General features: G+C 38.4%; 15 protein-coding genes. 5 read left to right on the top strand and 10 right to left on the bottom strand.

Annotation, left to right across the window (positions count from 1 at the left end):
- The 7 genes from rlmD to pcrA all read right to left on the bottom strand — a co-directional run bounded on the left by rlmD (position 1) and on the right by pcrA (position 10,351).
- Positions 1-1,365 carry a 23S rRNA (uracil(1939)-C(5))-methyltransferase RlmD gene (rlmD, locus tag RV04_RS10075; protein WP_071858340.1) on the bottom strand — a complete coding sequence of 455 codons (1,365 nt, stop codon included), beginning with the start codon at positions 1,363-1,365 and terminating at the stop codon, positions 1-3.
- A 143-nt stretch (positions 1,366-1,508) separates the two neighbouring features.
- A complete protein-coding gene (locus RV04_RS10070; RefSeq protein ID WP_071858339.1) occupies positions 1,509-2,522 on the bottom strand; it encodes a diacylglycerol kinase in 1,014 nt (337 codons plus the stop codon).
- Positions 2,523-2,637: 115 nt separating this feature from the next.
- Positions 2,638-4,068, bottom strand: coding sequence for an Asp-tRNA(Asn)/Glu-tRNA(Gln) amidotransferase subunit GatB (gene gatB, locus RV04_RS10065; RefSeq protein ID WP_071858338.1), 1,431 nt, complete (start codon positions 4,066-4,068; stop codon positions 2,638-2,640).
- Positions 4,068-5,537, bottom strand: a complete 1,470-nt coding sequence (gene gatA, locus RV04_RS10060) for an Asp-tRNA(Asn)/Glu-tRNA(Gln) amidotransferase subunit GatA (RefSeq protein WP_071858337.1) — start codon at positions 5,535-5,537, stop codon at positions 4,068-4,070. The genes gatB and gatA overlap by 1 nt, the downstream gene beginning before the upstream one ends.
- Positions 5,537-5,842 (bottom strand): Asp-tRNA(Asn)/Glu-tRNA(Gln) amidotransferase subunit GatC, encoded by a 306-nt coding sequence (gatC, locus tag RV04_RS10055; protein WP_071858336.1) that lies wholly within the window; start codon positions 5,840-5,842, stop codon positions 5,537-5,539. The genes gatA and gatC overlap by 1 nt, the downstream gene beginning before the upstream one ends.
- A 195-nt stretch (positions 5,843-6,037) precedes the next feature.
- Entirely contained in the window at positions 6,038-8,056 is a 2,019-nt protein-coding gene (gene ligA, locus RV04_RS10050) for an NAD-dependent DNA ligase LigA (protein ID WP_143139504.1), read from the bottom strand.
- A gap of 45 nt (positions 8,057-8,101) precedes the next feature.
- On the bottom strand, positions 8,102-10,351 hold the full coding sequence (gene pcrA, locus RV04_RS10045) for a DNA helicase PcrA (RefSeq protein WP_071858334.1): 2,250 nt from the start codon (positions 10,349-10,351) through the stop codon (positions 8,102-8,104).
- 152 nt (positions 10,352-10,503) lie between these two features.
- Here pcrA and RV04_RS10040 point away from each other — a divergent pair, with 152 nt between their 5' ends.
- Positions 10,504-12,078: a ClC family H(+)/Cl(-) exchange transporter gene (locus tag RV04_RS10040; protein WP_071858333.1), complete on the top strand. Its 1,575-nt coding sequence runs from the start codon at positions 10,504-10,506 to the stop codon at positions 12,076-12,078.
- A gap of 8 nt (positions 12,079-12,086) precedes the next feature.
- Here the strand turns inward: RV04_RS10040 and RV04_RS10035 are convergent, their stop codons facing one another.
- Positions 12,087-13,547 (bottom strand): alpha-amylase, encoded by a 1,461-nt coding sequence (locus tag RV04_RS10035; RefSeq protein WP_071858332.1) that lies wholly within the window; start codon positions 13,545-13,547, stop codon positions 12,087-12,089.
- A gap of 164 nt (positions 13,548-13,711) precedes the next feature.
- On the opposite strand from RV04_RS10035, the gene RV04_RS10030 reads away from it, so the two are divergent.
- The 3 genes from RV04_RS10030 to RV04_RS10020 are packed head-to-tail and all read left to right on the top strand — an operon-like array spanning position 13,712 to position 17,348.
- Positions 13,712-14,464, top strand: a complete 753-nt coding sequence (locus RV04_RS10030) for a DeoR/GlpR family DNA-binding transcription regulator (RefSeq protein WP_071858331.1) — start codon at positions 13,712-13,714, stop codon at positions 14,462-14,464.
- Complete coding sequence (gene pfkB, locus RV04_RS10025) at positions 14,461-15,375, top strand: 1-phosphofructokinase (protein ID WP_071858330.1); 915 nt, start codon at positions 14,461-14,463, stop codon at positions 15,373-15,375. The genes RV04_RS10030 and pfkB overlap by 4 nt, the downstream gene beginning before the upstream one ends.
- Before the next feature lie 50 nt (positions 15,376-15,425).
- Positions 15,426-17,348: a PTS fructose transporter subunit IIABC gene (locus tag RV04_RS10020; RefSeq protein ID WP_071858329.1), complete on the top strand. Its 1,923-nt coding sequence runs from the start codon at positions 15,426-15,428 to the stop codon at positions 17,346-17,348.
- A 37-nt stretch (positions 17,349-17,385) separates the two neighbouring features.
- On the opposite strand, the gene RV04_RS10015 is transcribed toward RV04_RS10020, so the two are convergent.
- Both RV04_RS10015 and RV04_RS10010 read right to left on the bottom strand, forming a co-directional pair.
- Complete coding sequence (locus RV04_RS10015; RefSeq protein ID WP_071858328.1) at positions 17,386-17,571, bottom strand: hypothetical protein; 186 nt, start codon at positions 17,569-17,571, stop codon at positions 17,386-17,388.
- Positions 17,572-17,586: 15 nt separating this feature from the next.
- Positions 17,587-18,915, bottom strand: coding sequence for a hypothetical protein (locus RV04_RS10010; RefSeq protein ID WP_071858327.1), 1,329 nt, complete (start codon positions 18,913-18,915; stop codon positions 17,587-17,589).
- Between the two features lie 133 nt (positions 18,916-19,048).
- Here RV04_RS10010 and RV04_RS13265 point away from each other — a divergent pair, with 133 nt between their 5' ends.
- Positions 19,049-19,201, top strand: a complete 153-nt coding sequence (locus RV04_RS13265) for an SPJ_0845 family protein (RefSeq protein ID WP_169818206.1) — start codon at positions 19,049-19,051, stop codon at positions 19,199-19,201.
- Positions 19,202-19,227: the final 26 nt, after the last annotated feature.

Genomic DNA, 19,227 nt, shown 5'->3' with positions numbered 1-19,227 from the left:
TTACACCGCCTTTACAAGTAGGGTCACTGATTCTACATGGTGAGTTTGCGGGAATAGATCGACTGGTTGAACTTTCACCGCATGGTAGCCTAGATCTTCATATCTTCTAAGATCGCGAGCCAAAGTTGCTGGGTTACATGAGATATAGATGATTTTCTCAGGAGCAACCGCTGCAGATGCTTCGATGAATTTTTCGTCTAAACCTTTTCTTGGTGGATCTACAAAGACAACTGTTGGTTTAATACCTTCTCGTGCCCAACGAGACATGATTTTTTCAGCTTTACCAATTTCATAATTAGCATTCTTAATACCATTTGTTTCAGCATTTGCTTTCGCATCTTCGATCGCTTGAGGAACAATTTCCATCCCATATACATGTTCAACTTTATCTGCTAGAGATAATCCGATCGTTCCGATACCACAATAAGCATCTACGACAACATCATCAGATTTCAAATCAGCAAACTCAATCGCTGTTTGATACAATACTTCGGTTTGTTGGGTATTGACTTGATAGAAAGATTTTGAAGAAATCCGATATGTTTTTCCTAATAATGTATCATCGATGGTTGCTTTTCCATACAAAACTTTTTCTTCACGTCCCATGATAACGTTCGTTTTCTCAGGATTGATATTTTGAATCACTGAAACTACTTCTGGCAATTCATCGTGGATGACTTCTGCAATTTCTGTTCCTTTAAAGAAGCGTTCCGCACGAGTGACCAAGATAACCATCATTTCATGGCTATAGTGTCCGCGACGAATGACGATATGGCGGATAAACCCAGTATTTTCACGTTCATTATACGCCTTAACATTGAAGCGCTGCAAAATATCACGTACAGCAAGAATTGCTTGGTCAATCTTAGGATCTTGGATCAAATAGTTTTCGATTGGCAACAACACGTGTGAATTTTTACGATAAAACCCAGTAGTTAACTTATCATTTACTTTTTGAACGGGAACTTGTGCTTTGTTTCGATATTCGAATGGATGCTCCATCCCTAAAGTTTCTGCTACAGGTAATTCAGGTAATTTAGCAATTGATTTTAAGACATTTTCAATTTGCTCTTGTTTAAAACGTAATTGATAGTCATACGTCATATGACTTAATGGCGCAATTCCACTTCTCAACAAGTCCAGATCTTTAACTTCTTGACGTTCTGGATTTGCATTGAATCGTTCGACAACTTTTCCGTAACCGAATTTCTTACCGACTTTAACAGCTTTAATAGAAACTTCTTCGTTAGGAAGCGCGTTTTCTACAAAAAGCGGATAGCCATCGATATGTGCGACACCCATTCCTTCATATGACAAATCATCGATCGTTACGGTATAGGTTTTATTTTTTTCTACTGTGGTCATTATATTCTCCTTCAAGGCTGATTTATACATTCTAATGAATTCTAGTTGAAAAAGCAAGATAATACTAGCTTTTCACATTTAAGACTTTCATAAATTCCTTTCAAAATAAAAACGTCTCCACCCTTGGCAGAAACGTCTCATCTTTACGCCTCGGAATCTTCGTCTTGGATTTTTTCAAATTCTTTGACGAGTTCGATCCCTGCTTCACGCTCTTCAATTTCATCTTCTCCGATGATTGCTGATTCTTTAATTTCATCCGTGTTGGCATAAAACTCAATATGTTGATGAAGATTTTCAAAACGCATTGGCGCATCACCGCCATATTCTCCATCTAAATTAATCATCATTTTTTTATCTGTATCGACTAAACTAGCATCTAAAAAACTCGTTTTGACATACAAAATTTTTGAATCATTGACGTGTTTCCCACCGTTCAAGACTAAGGTGATCAACCGGACAATTTCAAAAAGATTCGCAGTTTTAACCACGATCAAAGAAAATTTCCCATCATCTAATTTAGCATCCGGGGCAATCGTTTCAAAGCCACCAATTGAGTTAGTTAGACCCAAAAAAAACATCGAAGCATTGCCTTCATATTCTCCATCCTCATAAACGAGACGCATTTTAGTTGGTTTTATCCGCGGAAGCATTTCTGCACCTTTAACCAAATAAGCCAAATACCCAAATACACTTTTTAATTCGGATGGCACATCATACGTCAGTTCCGTCAACGAGCCGCCTGCGGCAATATTAATAAAGTAAGTATCCGCGGCTTTCCCAATATCCATCTTTACAGTTTGTTGCTTTTGGATCACTTCAGCTGCTGCTTTTACGTTATTCCGTGGGATTTTTAAAGCCCGTGCATAATCATTGGTCGTCCCCGCTGGAATGATCGCCATTTTTGGTCGGCGCGCTAATCCAGCGATCCCATTAACTACTTCGTTGATCGTACCATCGCCACCTGCGGCAACAATTAAATCAAATCCAGCTTTCGCGGCTCGCGTTGCTTCGGTTTTCGCGGAATCGGGCACGGGAGTCGTTGCAAAGGCACTAGCTTCATAGCCTGCTTTTTCGATAGCAATCAGAATATCTGCTAAATTGTTTCGCATGATTTCTTTTCCAGATACTGGATTATAAATCAGTCGTGCTTTTCTCATAATCGAACTCCTTGCTGTTATAGAATCTACTTTTTACCAAAAAACATAGAAATTCCCGTCATAGATTATTTTACTAAAATACGACGGGAAATAACAATAGCTACTATTGGTTTTTCTAGCGTTTAGCTAATTCTTCTTGCAACAATTTGTTCACAACACCTGGATTGGCTTTCCCCTTGGTTGCTTTCATGATTTGACCAACCAAGAAACCAACGGCACGGTCTTTCCCATTTTTGAAGTCTTCAACGGATTGTTCGTTGTTATCTAGAACTTCATTGATCATTGGTAATAGTTGAGTCGGATCAGATAATTGAACTAAGCCTTTTGCTTCAACGACTTGTTTCGCATCGCCGCCATTTAAAATCAATTCGCGGAAGACTTTTTTCGCAATTTTAGAACTGATTGTTCCATCAGCGATCAATTTGATCATTCCTGCTAAATTATTTGGTGTTAATTTTGTTTCGGCTAGTTCAAGTTTTTCACTGTTCAAGTAAGCAGAGACCTCACCCATTAACCAGTTAGAAGCTTGTTTTGCATCCGCACCTTCTTTAAGTGTTTCTTCAAAGAAGTCTGACATTTCACGACTTAACGTTAAGACCATTGAATCATATTCAGGTAATCCTAAATCATTTACGTAACGGTTACGACGCGCTGCTGGTAATTCTGGTAATGATTCACGTACTTCTTCGATCCATGAATCAGCGATTTCAAAACGTGGAATATCTGGTTCCGGGAAGTAACGGTAATCACTTGAACCTTCTTTGACACGCATCAAGATTGTTTTGTTTGTTCCTTCATCGTAACGACGTGTTTCTTGTTGGATCGTACCGCCAGAAAGTAAAACTTTTGTTTGTCGTTGAACTTCAAAAGTCAAACCTTTTTTAACAAAACTGATCGAGTTTAAGTTTTTCAATTCCGTTTTTGTTCCAAATTCTTCTTGACCGTAAGGACGTAAAGAAATATTGGCATCACAACGCATTGAGCCTTCTTCCATTTTTACATCACTGACGCCTGTAAATTGGATAATTGAACGCAATGCTTCAAGATAAGCATTTGCTTCTTCGGGCGAACGCATGTCTGCTTCTGAAACGATCTCAATCAATGGTGTTCCTTGACGATTTAAATCGACATAAGAATAGCCACCGATTCCGTGCATATTTTTACCTGCATCTTCTTCAAGATGAACACGTTCAATCCGGATTTTTTTCTTTTTACCATTTACATCAATTTCAATCCAACCATCATGGCCAATCGGTTCATCGAATTGAGAGATTTGGTACGCTTTGGGATTATCTGGATAGAAATAATTTTTACGGTCAAAATGCATATTTGACGAAATTTCACAGTTTAAAGCAAGTGCTGCTCGCATCCCAAATTCGATGGCAGTTTTATTCATGACTGGTAAAACACCTGGATAACCCCAGTCAATAATGTTGGTATTTGTATTGGCTTCCGCACCAAAGTGAGCGGGCGCTGGTGAGAAGATTTTAGAGTTTGTTTTTAATTCTACATGGACTTCAAGCCCAATAACTGTCTCTAAATTCATTATTTGTCCCCCCCTAAAATCACTGGTTTTTGTTTATGGAATTCTGTGGCTTGTTCAAAAGCATACGCTGCTTTATACATTGTTGATTCATCGAAATGTTTACCGATGATTTGTAATCCGACAGGAAGGCCTTCTGAGAACCCCGCTGGTACGGACATTCCTGGAAGTCCAGCTAAGTTGACTGGAATCGTTAGGATATCATTCAAGTACATTGTGATTGGATCATCGATATTTTCCCCGATCCCAAACGCAACAGTTGGTGAAGTTGGGCCAATGATTAAGTCGTAATCAGCGAAGACTTTGTCGAAATCTTGTTTGATCAACGTACGGACTTGACCAGCTTTTTTAAAGTAAGCATCATAGTACCCAGCTGACAATGAGAAAGTCCCTAACATGATACGGCGTTTTACTTCATCGCCAAAACCTTCTGTACGAGTATTTACATAAACATCTTCTAAGTTTTGAACGTCTTCTGAGCGGAAACCATAACGAATGCCATCAAAACGTTGCAAGTTTGAACTAGCTTCAGAAGAAGCAATAATATAGTAAACTTCCACTCCGTATTTAGAATGTGGCAAGCTAACTTCTTCCACAGTTGCGCCTAATGCTTTAAACGTCTCAACTGCTTTTACGATAGCAGCTTTTACGCCTGGTTCAATTCCTTCAGCCATAAATTCTTTCGGTAAAGCAATCTTCATGCCTTTGATATCTCCCGTTAAACCAGCCGCAAAATCAGGGACAGCTGTATTTGCAGAAGTACCATCTTTAGGATCATATCCGCTAATCGCATTCAGTGCTAAAGCATTGTCTTTAACTGTACGAGTAAATGGGCCGATTTGGTCTAAAGAAGATGCAAAGGCAATCAAACCAAAACGGGACACACGACCATAAGTTGGTTTTAAACCAACGATTCCGTTGAAAGCTGCTGGCTGACGGATACTACCACCTGTATCACTACCTAATGAAACGGGAACTTCACCGGCTGCAACGGCTGCAGCAGAACCACCTGAAGAACCACCGGGAACTTTTGTTTGATCCCAAGCATTTTTCGTGTTTTTGAAATAAGAAGTTTCACTAGAACTACCCATCGCAAACTCATCCATGTTTAACTTTCCAACTGGAATCAAATCTGAACCATAAACTTTTTCCATAACTGTGGCGTCATAAATAGGGTTGAAGTTTGACAAAATTTTAGAAGCAGCTGTAGTTAAAATACCTTTAGTCACGATATTGTCTTTGATCCCGATTGGAATACCGGCCATTGCATTTTCTTCAGTGATTCCTTTAGCGTCGATTGCTTTTGCCAAATCCATCGCTTTTTCTTCATTTAAAGTAATAAATGCATCAATATCTTTTTCTGTTTCTTTGATACGAGCATAAGTTTCACTTGTTAGATCAGTTGCTGTGATTTCTTTTGAAACAAGCAGACTGTGTAATTCTTCAATCGATTTATCATATAATTTTTCCATTACGCACCAGCCTCTCCATTGTCGATGATTGCCGGAACTTTGATGAAACCATCTTCACTCTCCGGTACATTTTCCATTAATTCATCACGTGACCAACCGGGTGCAGCTATGTCTTCGCGCATAACGTTGATGGATGCTGAAACATTAGAAGTAAATGGAACTCCTTCAGTATCTACTTCTTCTAATTGCTCAACCATATCGATTATTTTTCCTAATTGATCGGTAAAGCCGGCCAATTCATCATCTGAAAAAGAAAGTTTCGCAAGTTTTGCTACATGTTTGACTTGTTCTTCATTGATTGCCATAATATCCCTCTTTCTTTCGTCAATTTTAAATCATTCTATCATATCTTTATTAGGATTCACGTTTTTTTCTTGAAATTTTTTGAAAAATTGTACAATTCAAAAAAATAATCAAAAAGAAGTGATTTTGTCTAGCACGACGCTTTTTATAATACCTGTTCGTTAACACTAGCGTCAATCATCTTCTAAGAAAAAATGTTAATTTGAGTAACTTTCTTCAATTGCAACGATCATTTGCTGTTCATTCCAAACTTCGATACCGAGGCTCTCTGCTTTTGCAAGCTTGCTTCCAGCATCTTCGCCAGCAATAACTAAATCAGTTTTTTTAGAGACACTCCCGGTAACTTTTCCACCTAGATTTTGAATTTTTTCTTTTGCTTCTTCGCGATTGTAATCGAGCAATTTACCAGTCAAAACGATTGTTTTATCTTTAAATGGTGACTCAACTTCCGCTAATTGGCTTGCGCGGATTCCTTTGTATACTAAATTCACTCCACGATCTGCTAGTTCTTGCATCAATTCATGGACTTCTTCATTTTCAAAATACGTCACCAAACTGTCAGCAATTGTTTCGCCGATCGTATTTAGATTGACGATTTCGTCTTTTGTTGCTCGACTGATAGTAGATAAATCCCCGAAATGCTCTGCTAAAATTCCGGCGGCTTTGGCACCGACATGTCTGATCCCTAATCCAAAAATCAAACGTTCCACTGAATTTTCACGGCTGGCATCGATAGCATTCAAAATATTTTCGGCGGATTTATCTTTGATTTTATCTAATGTCAATAATTGTTCTTTTTCTAGGCTATAAAGATCGGCGACATCTGTAACCAACCCTTTATCAAACATTTGAGCCAATACTCGAGGGCCTAATCCATCAATATTCATCGCATTACGAGAAACAAAATGGCTCAGACCTTCTTTGATCTGCGCTGGACATTTTGGGTTGATACAGCGCAAAGCAACTTCTTCATCTAGGTGAACCAATTCACTCTCACAAATGGGGCAATGTGTTGGAACGGGATAGGGTTGACTATCTTCTGGTCGTTTCTCTAAAATAACCTGAGCAACTTCAGGAATAATGTCGCCCGCTTTATAAACTAAGATTGTATCCTTCAAACGGATATCTTTTTTCTCGATATAATCGCTATTATGCAGACTGGCACGACTAACAGTAGTTCCCGCTAAACGTACAGGTTCCATGATTGCTGTGGGAGTCAATACACCAGTTCGGCCGATAGTCCAATCGATATCGATCAATGTCGTCTGCTCTTCTTCTGGCGGGAACTTATAGGCGGTCGCCCATCGTGGGGCTTTGACTGTAAAACCTAGCGCATCCTGTACTGAAAACTCATTGACTTTAATGACGATTCCATCGATTTCATAAGGAAGATCATCGCGTGTTTCATGAAACCGTTCAATGTATTGCCAAACTTCTTCGATTGTCTCGCAGACTTGATGTTCAGGGTTTGTTCGAAATCCTAAACGTGCCATTTCATTCAATGCATGGTCTTGTGTAGTAGATGCTAACGCACCAAAATCAGCAAGTGTATATAAGAAGGTGCTTAAATTTCTTTGAGCAGCAACCCGCGTATCTAATTGACGCAAACTTCCAGCAGCGGCATTTCGCGGATTGGCAAAAACTTCTTTTCCCGCCTCTTCTCGTTGTTGATTTAATTTTACGAAAGAAGACTTAGGCATATAGCATTCTCCACGTACTTCGATTGTAAGTGGTTCTTTCAATCGTAACGGGATTGATTTTACCGTTTTTAAGTTTTCGGTGATATTCTCTCCGACAGAGCCGTCGCCACGCGTGGCACCTTGTACAAAAACACCGTCCTCATATTTCAAAGAAATCGACAGCCCATCAATTTTTAATTCGCAGCAATAAGAAACAGCATGTCCTACTGCTTTTTTCACACGTTCATCAAAGGCAATCAATTCTTCTTTGTTAAATACATCATTCAAGCTATACAAGGGAATCGTATGAACAACTTTTTCAAAACCTTCTAAAACTTTCCCCCCTACTCGTTGTGTAGGAGATTCCGGTGTGATCAAGTCGGGAAAATCTGTTTCGATTGCGACAAGCTCATGGTATTTTTTATCATAAACAGCATCTTCAACAGAAGGTTGATCTTGCACATAATATTCATGGGCATATTGATTTAACTCCACTCGAAGTTCTGCTGAACGTTTTTCGGCATCTTGAAATGTCATTGGTTCCAAAGAAAATCCCTCCTATTTGATTTACTAGTTAATGGATTAGATTTTTTCGATTGGCGCAAAAGCAGCCAGCAGGCGTTTGACTCCTTGTTGCGGGAATGCAATATCTAATTCAACATCTTTCGAACTGCCACTCACTTTAACAACGGTTCCGATTCCCCATTTTTTATGTTGGACTTTATCACCTGGATTCCAATTTTCATTTTCGCCTCCAGAAGCGGTTTTACTAGTCAGTGGTTCACGAGTTGCATGTTGGTATTTAGCTTTCATTGGATTTTGATACGAACTTGAACTATTAAAAACAGCGGTTTTCGGCTGTGGTTGAATACCGATTGGATTTAATAGCTGCTCGTCAATTTCAGCTACAAAACGCGATGGTTGATTGTATTGCGTTTTCCCATAAAGGGTTCTTGAAAAAGCATTCGTCAAATATAAACTTTCTTCTGCGCGAGTGATTCCCACATAAGCTAAACGTCGTTCTTCTTCCAATTCAGACTCTTCCATCAATGAACGAGACAATGGGAAAATTTTTTCTTCCATTCCAATCAGAAAAACGATTGGAAATTCCAATCCTTTTGCCGCATGCAGCGTCATCAAAGTAACTTGTGCACTTTCTTCTTGATAATCATCTAAATCAGAAACCAAGGCTAAGTCATTTAAGAAAATCGCCAATTTTTCTTCTGGCGCATCTGCATCATCTTCTGTTTGACTAGCGTTACGCTTATCAAACTCTTGCGTGACTGAACGGAATTCTTCTAAGTTTTCTAGTCGTGACTCTGCTTCTAAAGTCCGTTGATTTTTTAATTCATCTAAATAGCCTGTCCGTTCTAAAACTTGGTCAACTAAATCGGTGATTGGAAGATAGGCAATCATTTCTTGGAATTGCGTGATCATTGTTCCAAATTCACCGATCATACGACCAGCCTTACCTGAAATATTTGCTAAATCAACATTTTGAGCAGCTTCTACCATCGACCAATCATGCATCTGAGCAAAATTTCGTAATTTCTCTACGGATGCCGCACCAATCCCACGTTTTGGTGTGTTGATGATTCGTTCAAAACTAACACCATCACGAGGATTATTGATGATATTTAAGTAAGCAATGATATCTTTGATTTCTTTGCGATCATAGAACTTATGTCCACCGACCATCGTATAGGGTACGTTTGATTTCACCAGGGTATCTTCAATCACCCGTGACTGAGCATTGGTTCGGTAAAGCACCGCAAAATCATTATAGCTACGATTATTCGTTTGGATTTCTTCTTTGATCCGGCTTACGATAAATTGAGCTTCATCACGTTCGCTATCTGCACGATAATAAGTAATTTGATCACCCGCTTGATTATCTGTCCAAAGATTCTTGTCGCGGCGATTGCTATTATTTTTAATTACTTGGTTTGCGGCATCTAAAATACTTTTGGTTGAACGATAGTTTTGTTCTAACAAAATGACTACAGCATCATTATAGTCTTTTTCAAAATCCAAAATATTTTGCATGTCAGCGCCCCGCCAACCGTAGATACTTTGATCAGCATCGCCGACAACACAAAGATTACGAAAACGAGCAGCTAGCATATTGACCAAAGTGTATTGTGCGTGGTTTGTATCTTGATATTCGTCAACATGTAGATAATGAAATTTATTTTGATAATAGGTTAAAACATTCGCATTTTCTTCAAATAAGCGAATCGTGTTCATAATCAAATCATCAAAATCCATGCTTTGATTGTTTCTTAGCGCTTTTTGATAAGCCTCGTAACAGCGGGCAACGATTTCTTCAAAAAATGAACCTTGGCGTTCTGCATAAGTTTCCGGTGTCAACAATTCATTTTTTGCATTGCTGATGCTACCTAAAATCGAACGCGGATCATATTTTTTAGGATCGATATTCAAATCTTTCAAGATTCGTTTCATCAAGGTCAATTGGTCAGAGCCATCTAAGATCGTAAAATTCCGATCATATCCGATCGCATCAACATCACGTCTTAAAATACGCACACACATTGAGTGGAAAGTAGAAACCCAGACATCTTCGCCACCTTGGCCTAAAATACCATTCACTCGTTCTTTCATTTCTCGTGCCGCTTTATTCGTAAAGGTAATCGCTAAAATATTCCACGGATTTACATTCTTTTCTTCTATTAAATAAGCGATGCGATGTGTCAAAACTCTCGTCTTTCCACTTCCCGCTCCCGCCATAATCAATAACGGTCCTTCAGTATGAAGCACCGCTTCTTTTTGTTTAGGGTTTAGTCCTGCTAACAACTCTTGCTTGTTTGGCATGCAAAACGTCCTTTCTCTATTCAATCTTTTTTATTATAGCATCTAAGAAAGTTTCGCGACACTAGCAACAATTCATAAAAACGAATTCATTGATTCATCCTTGTATTTTAAAAAAATTCGCGCTACATTTATTAAGATATGGAGGAGAATCAATGGAAAAAGAACATGAAATCAAACGCTTAGACAGTACAAAAGTCATCTTTATTTTAAAAGGCATCTTGATTGGTGCACTCGCTGGAATCATTGTCAGCTTATTTCGGTTAGCAATTGAAAAAACGATGGAATTGACTGTGTCGATCTATCTTTGGTTCCACGACAACCCACTATGGATGATTCCTTGGGCCTTGTTAATGCTCGTTTTTGCTTTTATTATTAGCCGCTTGATACAATCTGAAAAAAACATTAAAGGCAGCGGGATCCCTCAAGTTGAAGGAGCTTTGCAAGGAGACATTAAATTAAATTGGTTCTCTATTTTATGGAAGAAATTTATTGGCGGAGTCTTATCTGTCGGCTCCGGATTATTTTTAGGACGCGAAGGGCCTTCAATTCAATTAGGTGCCATGGTCGGTCAAGGGTTCAGTGAATTTACGCATGCAACTACCTCCGAAAAAAAAATCTTTATTTCTAGTGGCGCTGCGGCAGGCTTAGCAGCTGCATTTAACGCTCCTATCGCCGGATTATTATTCGTGATTGAAGAAGTCCATCATCATTTCTCTCCACTGATCTGGCTGACTTCATTAACTGCCGCTTTAACTGCAAATCTTGTTTCGTTGAATTTTTTTGGCTTACAGCCGGTTTTATTTATTGCTGATGTTCCCTCTTATCCCTTGAAATACTACGGTTGGCTCGTTTTATTAGGAATTATTTTAGGTATCTTAGGGTACCTGTATCAAAAAGTCTTATTAGCCTTACCAAAATGGTATCGATTGACACATCTACCCGAATCACTTTATGGAATTATTCCATTTTTATTAATTATTCCCATCGGCTACTTCTTTCCACATTATTTAGGCGGTGGAAATCAAATCGTTTTAGCTCTTGGTAAACATAATTTTTCTTTATCACTCTTGATATTTCTTTTTTTATTGCGCTTTATCTTCTCTATGATTTCATATGGTGCCAATCTCCCTGGTGGGATTTTCTTGCCTATCTTGACACTCGGTGCTTTGATTGGCGCCCTTTATGGCACGATCTTGAATCAACTATTCGGAATCAATGCTGATTTAATCAAAGATTTTGCAATCTTTGCGATGGCTGGCTATTTTACTGCTATTGGGAAAGCTCCGTTGACGGCGATTATCTTAGTTACCGAAATGGTCGGAAACATCACTCATTTAATGCCCTTAGCGGTTTGCTCATTAACAGCTTATGTCATCAATGATTTATTAGGAGGAAATCCGATCTATGAATCTTTACTAGAACGTTTAGTAAAAGGACATTTACCAAGCATTACTGGAAATAAAACGATTGTTGAATTTCCAGTTACAGCTGAAAGCACACTTGATGGTACGATGGTACGTGATTTTAACTGGCCAAAAGAAATGCTGCTAGTTTCTATTCGTCGAGGTTCCAGCGAAATGATCACACATGGGGACACTGTGATGAAAGTTGGCGACCTTTTAATGATTCTAACGGATGAAGGCTATACTAAAAAAATCAAAACTTTGATTTCTCAACGTTCTCATCCAGCTATTGCAAAAAAACAAGAAAAAACAATAAGCGAGTGAGCCAAGGCTCACTCGCTTATTGTTTTCGCTAATTTTTCATTTACATAAACAGAAACTTGACCATCATTTACCGGGAACGTTCCTTGACCATTTTCATCTAGCGTAATTTTCGCTTCATTATTACCAAGAATATCGATAAAAGTTTCTCCTTCATGAATCGCACTGATCGTCATTTGTTTTTCGCCCCCTTGACTATTTGTCATAATGACTGCCATACCCGATTCTTCTTGTTCAAAATCTCCGGTACAAGTCCAACCGATAATATCTGGATCATCAAAATAGTCGACTTGACCACCGAATGTTAGCCGCTCTCTCAAGCGCAACAAGGATATCAATCCCTCTCCGACTGCTTCTGATTTTTCGGTTCCATAAAGATCTCCCCAGAAAACAACCGGTGTTCCTTCGTTACGCAATAAAATCAAACTATAAGCTTGTAATTTGAACCAGCCCTCAACCCAAGATTCTAAACTTTGTCCTTGTTGTGTATCATGATTATCAACAAAAGTAACTGCCCAATCGGGACGTGTTTCAAGCAATGTTCCAGTAAACAGTTGGCGCATATCAAACTCACCCATCGTTGAAGCTGCTTGAAAAAGATTAAAATGCAAGGGTACATCGAATAATGAAATCAAGTTGCCAGATGAGTCTAGATACTCTTGAAGTTTTTCCAATTCATCTGACCAGTATTCTCCGACTACAAATAATTCTTCGGCTTTTTCTTCTCGACGGTGTAATAGCCAATCAACAAATAAATCAAAACGAATATGCTTGACTGCATCCAATCGGTAACCGTCGACATCCGTCAGTTCTTGGTACCATTTTCCCCATTGATCCAATTGGTCAACTGTTTCTGGATTAGTCATATCCAAGTTACAGCCCATCAAATAATCAAAGTTGCCATTTTCATCATCAACTTGGGGTTCCCAACCCTTATCAGCAAAATTAAAAATTGCATGATCTTTGTTTCGAGCATCATAGTCTACCCCAGAAAAATTTTCCCACGTCCATTGATACTCGTTATATTTTCCTTTTCTTCCTGGAAAAATAAATTTTGTCCAAGCCAAGATTTGTTCTTCATCACCAGCTGGTTTTGTCCGATCATCAAATTCATAAGCAACAGCAGAAACTTCTTCCGTTTCATCTGCCCCCATAAAATGGTCAAATACAATATCTGCATAAACTTTTAATCCCGCTTTTTTCAAAGCTTGAATAGTTTCTAAGTAGTCGTCTTTCGTTCCATATTTTGTTTTTACAGAACCTTTTTGATCAAACTCCCCTAAATCATATAAATCATACGTACCATAACCAACATCGTTTGCTCCTTCAGATCCTTTGTAAGCTGGGGGCAACCAAATGGCATTGATTCCAAATGCGCTTAATTCTTCGGCTTTTTCCGTCAAATTCTTCCAATGCGTTCCATCAGCTGGAAGATACCATTCAAACCCTTGTAAAATCGTTTGTTTTTTCATAGCTTTCACCTCATTTTCTAATTACTATCATACCTAATATTTACAATACTACCTAATAAGATGACTATGATGCTTCTTTATGAATGTTTTTGGTCGTTTATGAATGTTTGTGGTTGAAATATAAAATTAAGTATGATAGTATTTCAGATGAAGGAGGGTTGAAAATGCTTACAGAAGAACGACACCAAAAAATACTTGAATGGTTAGAACGGGATGGATTAGTTAAATCACATGACTTAGTACATTGGTTAGATGCTTCTGAATCAACCGTAAGACGTGATTTACAAGAACTCGAAGATTTAGGTTTACTTGAACGAGTCCATGGTGGCGCAAAGCGACCACAACATTTGGAACAAGAACTTGGTATGCTTGAAAAATCATCCAAAAACGTTCAACAAAAGCAATTGATTGCTCAATGTGCCGTTGACTTAGTCCATGAAGGCGACGTGATTTATTTAGATGCCGGAACGACCACTTCTGAAATGGTCCCTTTCTTAAAACAACGAACAGTGACTGTCGTGACTAATTCCGTTGGTCTGGCGGCTCATTTAGTTGAAGCACAAATTGCAACGATTGTTTTAGGAGGACGAATCAAGTTGACCACAGATGCAATTATCGGCTCTCAAGCCCTTGAACAATTAAAACAATATCGTTTTAATAAAGTTTTTATGGGAATGAATGGAGTCGATCCTATTAGCGGCTATTCTACTCCAGACCCTGAAGAAGCCATTCTAAAAAGAACGGCAATCCAGCAGTCTGAAGAAGCTTATATCTTAGTCGACCACAGTAAGTTTAATCAAACAAGTTTCGTTAGTGTCGCCCCACTGTCAGCAGCTTCAATCCTCACCGATACCTGTCCTTTGGTTATCCATGATCAAATCACAGAAAAAACTACCTTGAAGGAGGTTTCTGTATGATCTATACAGTGACACTAAACCCATCGATCGACTATATCGTACATGTTGATCAATTAGAAATTGGCGATGTGAATCGCATGAAAAATGACTTTAAATTACCTGGTGGAAAAGGCATCAATGTTTCTCGAATTTTGAAACGAATTGATAATACTTCTACCGCTTTAGGATTTTTAGGCGGCTTTACTGGGACCTTCATCAATGAGTGGATGCAGCACGAAGATATCAAAACAAATTTTACAACTGTAGCCGATGATACACGGATCAATATTAAGTTAAAAGCTGGCGAAGAAACAGAAATCAATGGACAAGGCCCAGCTGTTTCAGTACAAGAAATGGATGAACTAAAAAAAGTTCTCAGTCATCTTGACGCAACGGATATTGTTGTTTTATCTGGTAGCAAACCCGCAAGTGTCCCTACCGGCTTTTATCAAACATTAATTGAAATCATTAAAGCGCAAGGTGCTTCTTTTGTGATCGATACAACGGGAGCAGATTTAATGGATGCTTTAGAAAAAAATCCATTACTCGTTAAACCAAATAACCATGAATTAGCAGATCTTTATCAAACAACTTTCACTTCTGTGGAAGATATCTATCCTTTTGGACAACGATTACTAGATGAAGGTGCTCAATATGCATTAGTTTCCATGGCTGGTGATGGCGCATTACTATTTACCCAAGACGGGGTTTATCGTTCGAATGTTTTAAAACGAACGGTCAAAAATTCTGTTGGTGCCGGAGACTCAATGATTGCTGGTTTTGTTGGAAACTATACAAAAACGCAAGATCCTGTTGAAGCATTCAAATGGGGGGTCGCTTGTGGAAGTGCTACTACCTTCTCCGACGACTTAGCAACTGCTGAATTTATTCAAGAATTATTACCAGAAGTGGAAATCTCAAAAGTAAAATAATGAAGATTTTTATTCTGTAAAAATTATCAAACAATAATGGAGGAACAATGATGGATATCAAAGATCTATTGATTAAAGATGCCATGATCATGGATTTGCAAGCCACAACTAAAAAAGCTGCGATCGATGAAATGGTACAAAAAATGTATGACGCTGGCCGTATTTCTGACATTGATGTGTATAAAGAAGGTATTTTGAATCGTGAATCTCAAACTTCAACCGGTTTAGGTGACGGGATTGCCATGCCTCATGCAAAAAATAGTGCTGTTAAAGAAGCTACTGTTTTATTTGCTAAAAGCAATTCAGGTGTCGATTATGAATCATTAGATGGTCAACCAACTTATCTATTCTTTATGATCGCCGCTCCTGAAGGTGCAAACGATACTCACTTACAAGCATTAGCTGCTCTTTCAAGACTTTTGATTGATCCTGACTTTGTAGCAAAATTGAAATCCGCAGAAACTCCGGATCAAGTGCAAGCAACTTTCGATGAAGCTGAAAAAGCCAAAGAAGCAGAAGAAAAAGCAGAAGCTGCACAAGAGGCAGCCGCGTCAGCTACAAACTCAGATCGTCGTTATATCGTTGCGGTTACTGCCTGCCCTACTGGGATTGCTCATACCTATATGGCTGAAGATTCATTGAAGAAAAAAGCCAAAGAAATGGGCGTTGATATTAAAGTTGAAACAAATGGTTCAGAAGGAATCAAGCATCGTTTAACAGCTGAAGATATTGCTCGTGCAGATGGTGTCATCGTTGCTGCGGATAAAAAAGTCGAAATGAATCGTTTCAATGGAAAAGAATTAGTCAATCGTCCAGTTAGTGACGGTATTCGTAAACCAGAAGAATTGATCAATTTAGCTTTAAGCGGAACAGCGCCTATTTATCACGGTAGTGGTGAAGCTTCAACAAGCGAAGATAAAAGTGATAACGGAACTGTTGGACAACGTATCTATAAAGATTTGATGAACGGTGTTTCACATATGCTACCATTCGTCATCGGTGGTGGTATCATGATTGCTCTTTCATTCATGATTGACCAATTTATTGGTGTCCCTCACTCTGAACTTGCCAATTTAGGTAACTATAATCAAGCTGCTAGTTGGTTTAATCAAATCGGAAGTGCAGCATTTGGATTTATGCTTCCCGTTTTAGCTGGATTTATTGCTTCTAGTATCGCCGATCGCCCCGGATTGATTGCTGGATTCGCTGCAGGCGCGTTAGCAAATAGCGGTGGTGCAGGTTTCCTTGGCGCTTTAATCGGTGGTTTTATTGCTGGATATGTTATTATTTTCTTGAAAAAAATCTTTAAAAACTTGCCTAAATCACTTGAAGGAATCAAGACAATCTTGTTCTATCCGTTCTTTGGACTATTGATTACTGGATTCTTAATGTTATTAGTCAATGTTCCGATGAAAGCCATTAATGATGGTTTGAATGGTTTCTTAACTGGCCTTAGTGGTTCTAATGCGATTTTATTGGGTGCATTACTTGGTGGAATGATGGCAGTTGACTTGGGCGGTCCGATCAATAAAGCTGCTTATGTATTTGGTACAGCAACACTTGCCTCAAGCGTTGCTCAAGGTGGATCAATCGTGATGGCTGCGGTTATGGCCGGCGGGATGGTTCCCCCATTAGCTATTTTTGTTGCAACTCGCTTGTTTAAAAATAAATTTGAACAAAGCCAAGTTGATGCAGGTCTTACAAATATCGTTATGGGACTTTCGTTCGTTACAGAAGGCGCAATACCATTTGCAGCAGCTGATCCAATTCGTGTCATTCCGAGTTTCGTTGTTGGTTCAGCATTAGCTGGTGGTTTAGTTGGAGCATTTGGTATTAAATTATTAGCTCCTCATGGTGGTATCTTTGTTGTTCTGCTATTAAGCCATCCGTTACTTTATCTTTTATTTATTGCAATCGGTGCTATCGTTTCTGGTATCATCTATGGCTTGATTAAAAAGCCAGTGGCAAAATAGTCTAAACAAAAAGCACTCTCGTTTGAGAGTGCTTTTTTTACATCCAACGATCTTTGCGACGGATGCGAACAGCTTGAGGTTTTGGTTTAAATGAATATAAAATCATCCCGATGAAAAAAACAACGATCGATAAAGGAATTTGTAATGCAGCCAGCGGCAAAGCAAAAATCATTGCGACAATCAACATGCAACTACCCATTATTTTGATATATTTCCAATCCATAATAAATCTCTCCCCTCAATTTTCAAGTACATCTAATCGATTTTTAGCAGCTACCTTTTTTTGATCGATAAAATAAACCATCAAGTGTTTGCCTTCTTTCTCCAATGAAAAGGTCAACGAATCATTCTTACGACTAATCTGATGAATGGTCATATCTTTCAACCTTTTTTTTAATTCCTCGGTCGGAAAATCTAAAAATGCGTGTTTAGGAATAAATAACTGGAGAATTGCTGTATAGTCTTGATAACGCATGTCTTGGATCTCATATTCAATCGAACTACGAATATAATACTCAAAGGCTCTTAGACCTTTGTCTAATGTCAATTCTGGATACAAGACACGATAATTCATCATACGTTCACTATCATCATCAATCCAAGGAAAATAGGCTAAAGCATTCAAACCACCTTTCATCCGGTTGACTTGATAGTGATTGGTCAAAAAATCATAGGTACGGGTCACAAAATAAGACGCCTGACTTTTTTCTATTGGCTGGAATTGATCATTTTGATACTGGACAGTTTGTACGATCGTATCATCAAAAGCAAATTCAATATAAGGTTGTCTTAGCGTACCCACACCATTTGTATATGCCAATTGTGAAATACCTAATTGATCGCGAAATAATTGTTGAAACTTTAAATTAGCTGGTTCATTCCACTGAAAAGGATCTTTATAGAGTTCAAACCAGATACCCGACCCAACTTCATTAACAGATTCAACCTGCTGGATTTCTAAAAGCAATGGTTTAGCAAATAATTTTTGATAGTGTCTGCCTAAAAATATTCGCCAACAAGAAGTGAGGCAAACGCCTTTATAAAAAACATCGTATCCAGGAAAAGTATTGCAGTCTACAGTTAGATCGCCATTAAGCCCTTTCATTTTTGGTAGTTCCTGCGTTTCTTCTGCCGACTCAAAAATGCGACGATCAGATAAATCACTCGTATTATGAAATAAATATTCTTCATAGGAACGTAAATAAGCAAATGAGCCAAATTTTTCGAGCCGTTGATTTAAATAATCCAAATAAACAACTTCCCAGTACTCAAATGTATGCTTTTGCAAGATACTCTTTTCAAGTAACGTATCCCCTAAAAGATGGATCGATGTTTCTTCATATTTATTTTTCAACTGTACCCATACGTCATCATTGATACGACAATCAATCAGTAGCTGTTTCAATTCATTTTGTTTAAAGGGTTGTTCTACCCCATTGATGATCATTTCGTCTGGTTCAAACAACAGACGACTAATAATCAGCCAATCGGTAAGGATTACCTGAAGATCATTTTGTTCTAAATGATGCAGTTGACTCAAACTGTACAATCGCTGTTTCGCATCCATCGTCTGCCCCCTTTCTCATCCTTATATCATAATTATATCTTAAAGATTTAAAAACCCCTAAGAAATTGATTATCCTTTGCTCTAAAAGAGGTATAATACATACTATAGTACAGTTGAATACGGAGGTGTCTTTATGGGCTTGAAATTCGAGCGATCTGACGATTTAGATAAATTATTCGATGCTTTTGCTGTTGATCCAAATAAAAAAGTTGAAAAAAATGATGCGTTAGAAAAATTTTTGAAACCAGAAAACAAACCGAAAGAAAAAAAAGAAGAGCAAGCTTAATTTGGAAGTGCAACTACTTTTTGATA

The organism is Enterococcus hermanniensis, from assembly GCF_001885945.1.
Classification (GTDB): Bacteria; Bacillota; Bacilli; order Lactobacillales; family Enterococcaceae; genus Enterococcus_A; species Enterococcus_A hermanniensis.
This window is presented reverse-complemented; position numbering and strand designations above follow the sequence as displayed.

Bases quoted from the DNA above. Each gene is read 5' to 3' on its own strand.
- rlmD (WP_071858340.1), bottom strand. From the start codon at position 1,365: ATGACCACAGTAGAAAAAAATAAAACCTATACCGTAACGATCGATGAT.
- RV04_RS10070 (WP_071858339.1), bottom strand. From the start codon at position 2,522: ATGAGAAAAGCACGACTGATTTATAATCCAGTATCTGGAAAAGAAATC.
- gatB (WP_071858338.1), bottom strand. From the start codon at position 4,068: ATGAATTTAGAGACAGTTATTGGGCTTGAAGTCCATGTAGAATTAAAA.
- gatA (WP_071858337.1), bottom strand. From the start codon at position 5,537: ATGGAAAAATTATATGATAAATCGATTGAAGAATTACACAGTCTGCTT.
- gatC (WP_071858336.1), bottom strand. From the start codon at position 5,842: ATGGCAATCAATGAAGAACAAGTCAAACATGTAGCAAAACTTGCGAAA.
- ligA (WP_143139504.1), bottom strand. From the start codon at position 8,056: ATGACATTTCAAGATGCCGAAAAACGTTCAGCAGAACTTCGAGTGGAG.
- pcrA (WP_071858334.1), bottom strand. From the start codon at position 10,351: ATGCCAAACAAGCAAGAGTTGTTAGCAGGACTAAACCCTAAACAAAAA.
- RV04_RS10040 (WP_071858333.1), top strand. From the start codon at position 10,504: ATGGAAAAAGAACATGAAATCAAACGCTTAGACAGTACAAAAGTCATC.
- RV04_RS10035 (WP_071858332.1), bottom strand. From the start codon at position 13,547: ATGAAAAAACAAACGATTTTACAAGGGTTTGAATGGTATCTTCCAGCT.
- RV04_RS10030 (WP_071858331.1), top strand. From the start codon at position 13,712: ATGCTTACAGAAGAACGACACCAAAAAATACTTGAATGGTTAGAACGG.
- pfkB (WP_071858330.1), top strand. From the start codon at position 14,461: ATGATCTATACAGTGACACTAAACCCATCGATCGACTATATCGTACAT.
- RV04_RS10020 (WP_071858329.1), top strand. From the start codon at position 15,426: ATGGATATCAAAGATCTATTGATTAAAGATGCCATGATCATGGATTTG.
- RV04_RS10015 (WP_071858328.1), bottom strand. From the start codon at position 17,571: ATGGATTGGAAATATATCAAAATAATGGGTAGTTGCATGTTGATTGTC.
- RV04_RS10010 (WP_071858327.1), bottom strand. From the start codon at position 18,915: ATGGATGCGAAACAGCGATTGTACAGTTTGAGTCAACTGCATCATTTA.
- RV04_RS13265 (WP_169818206.1), top strand. From the start codon at position 19,049: ATGGGCTTGAAATTCGAGCGATCTGACGATTTAGATAAATTATTCGAT.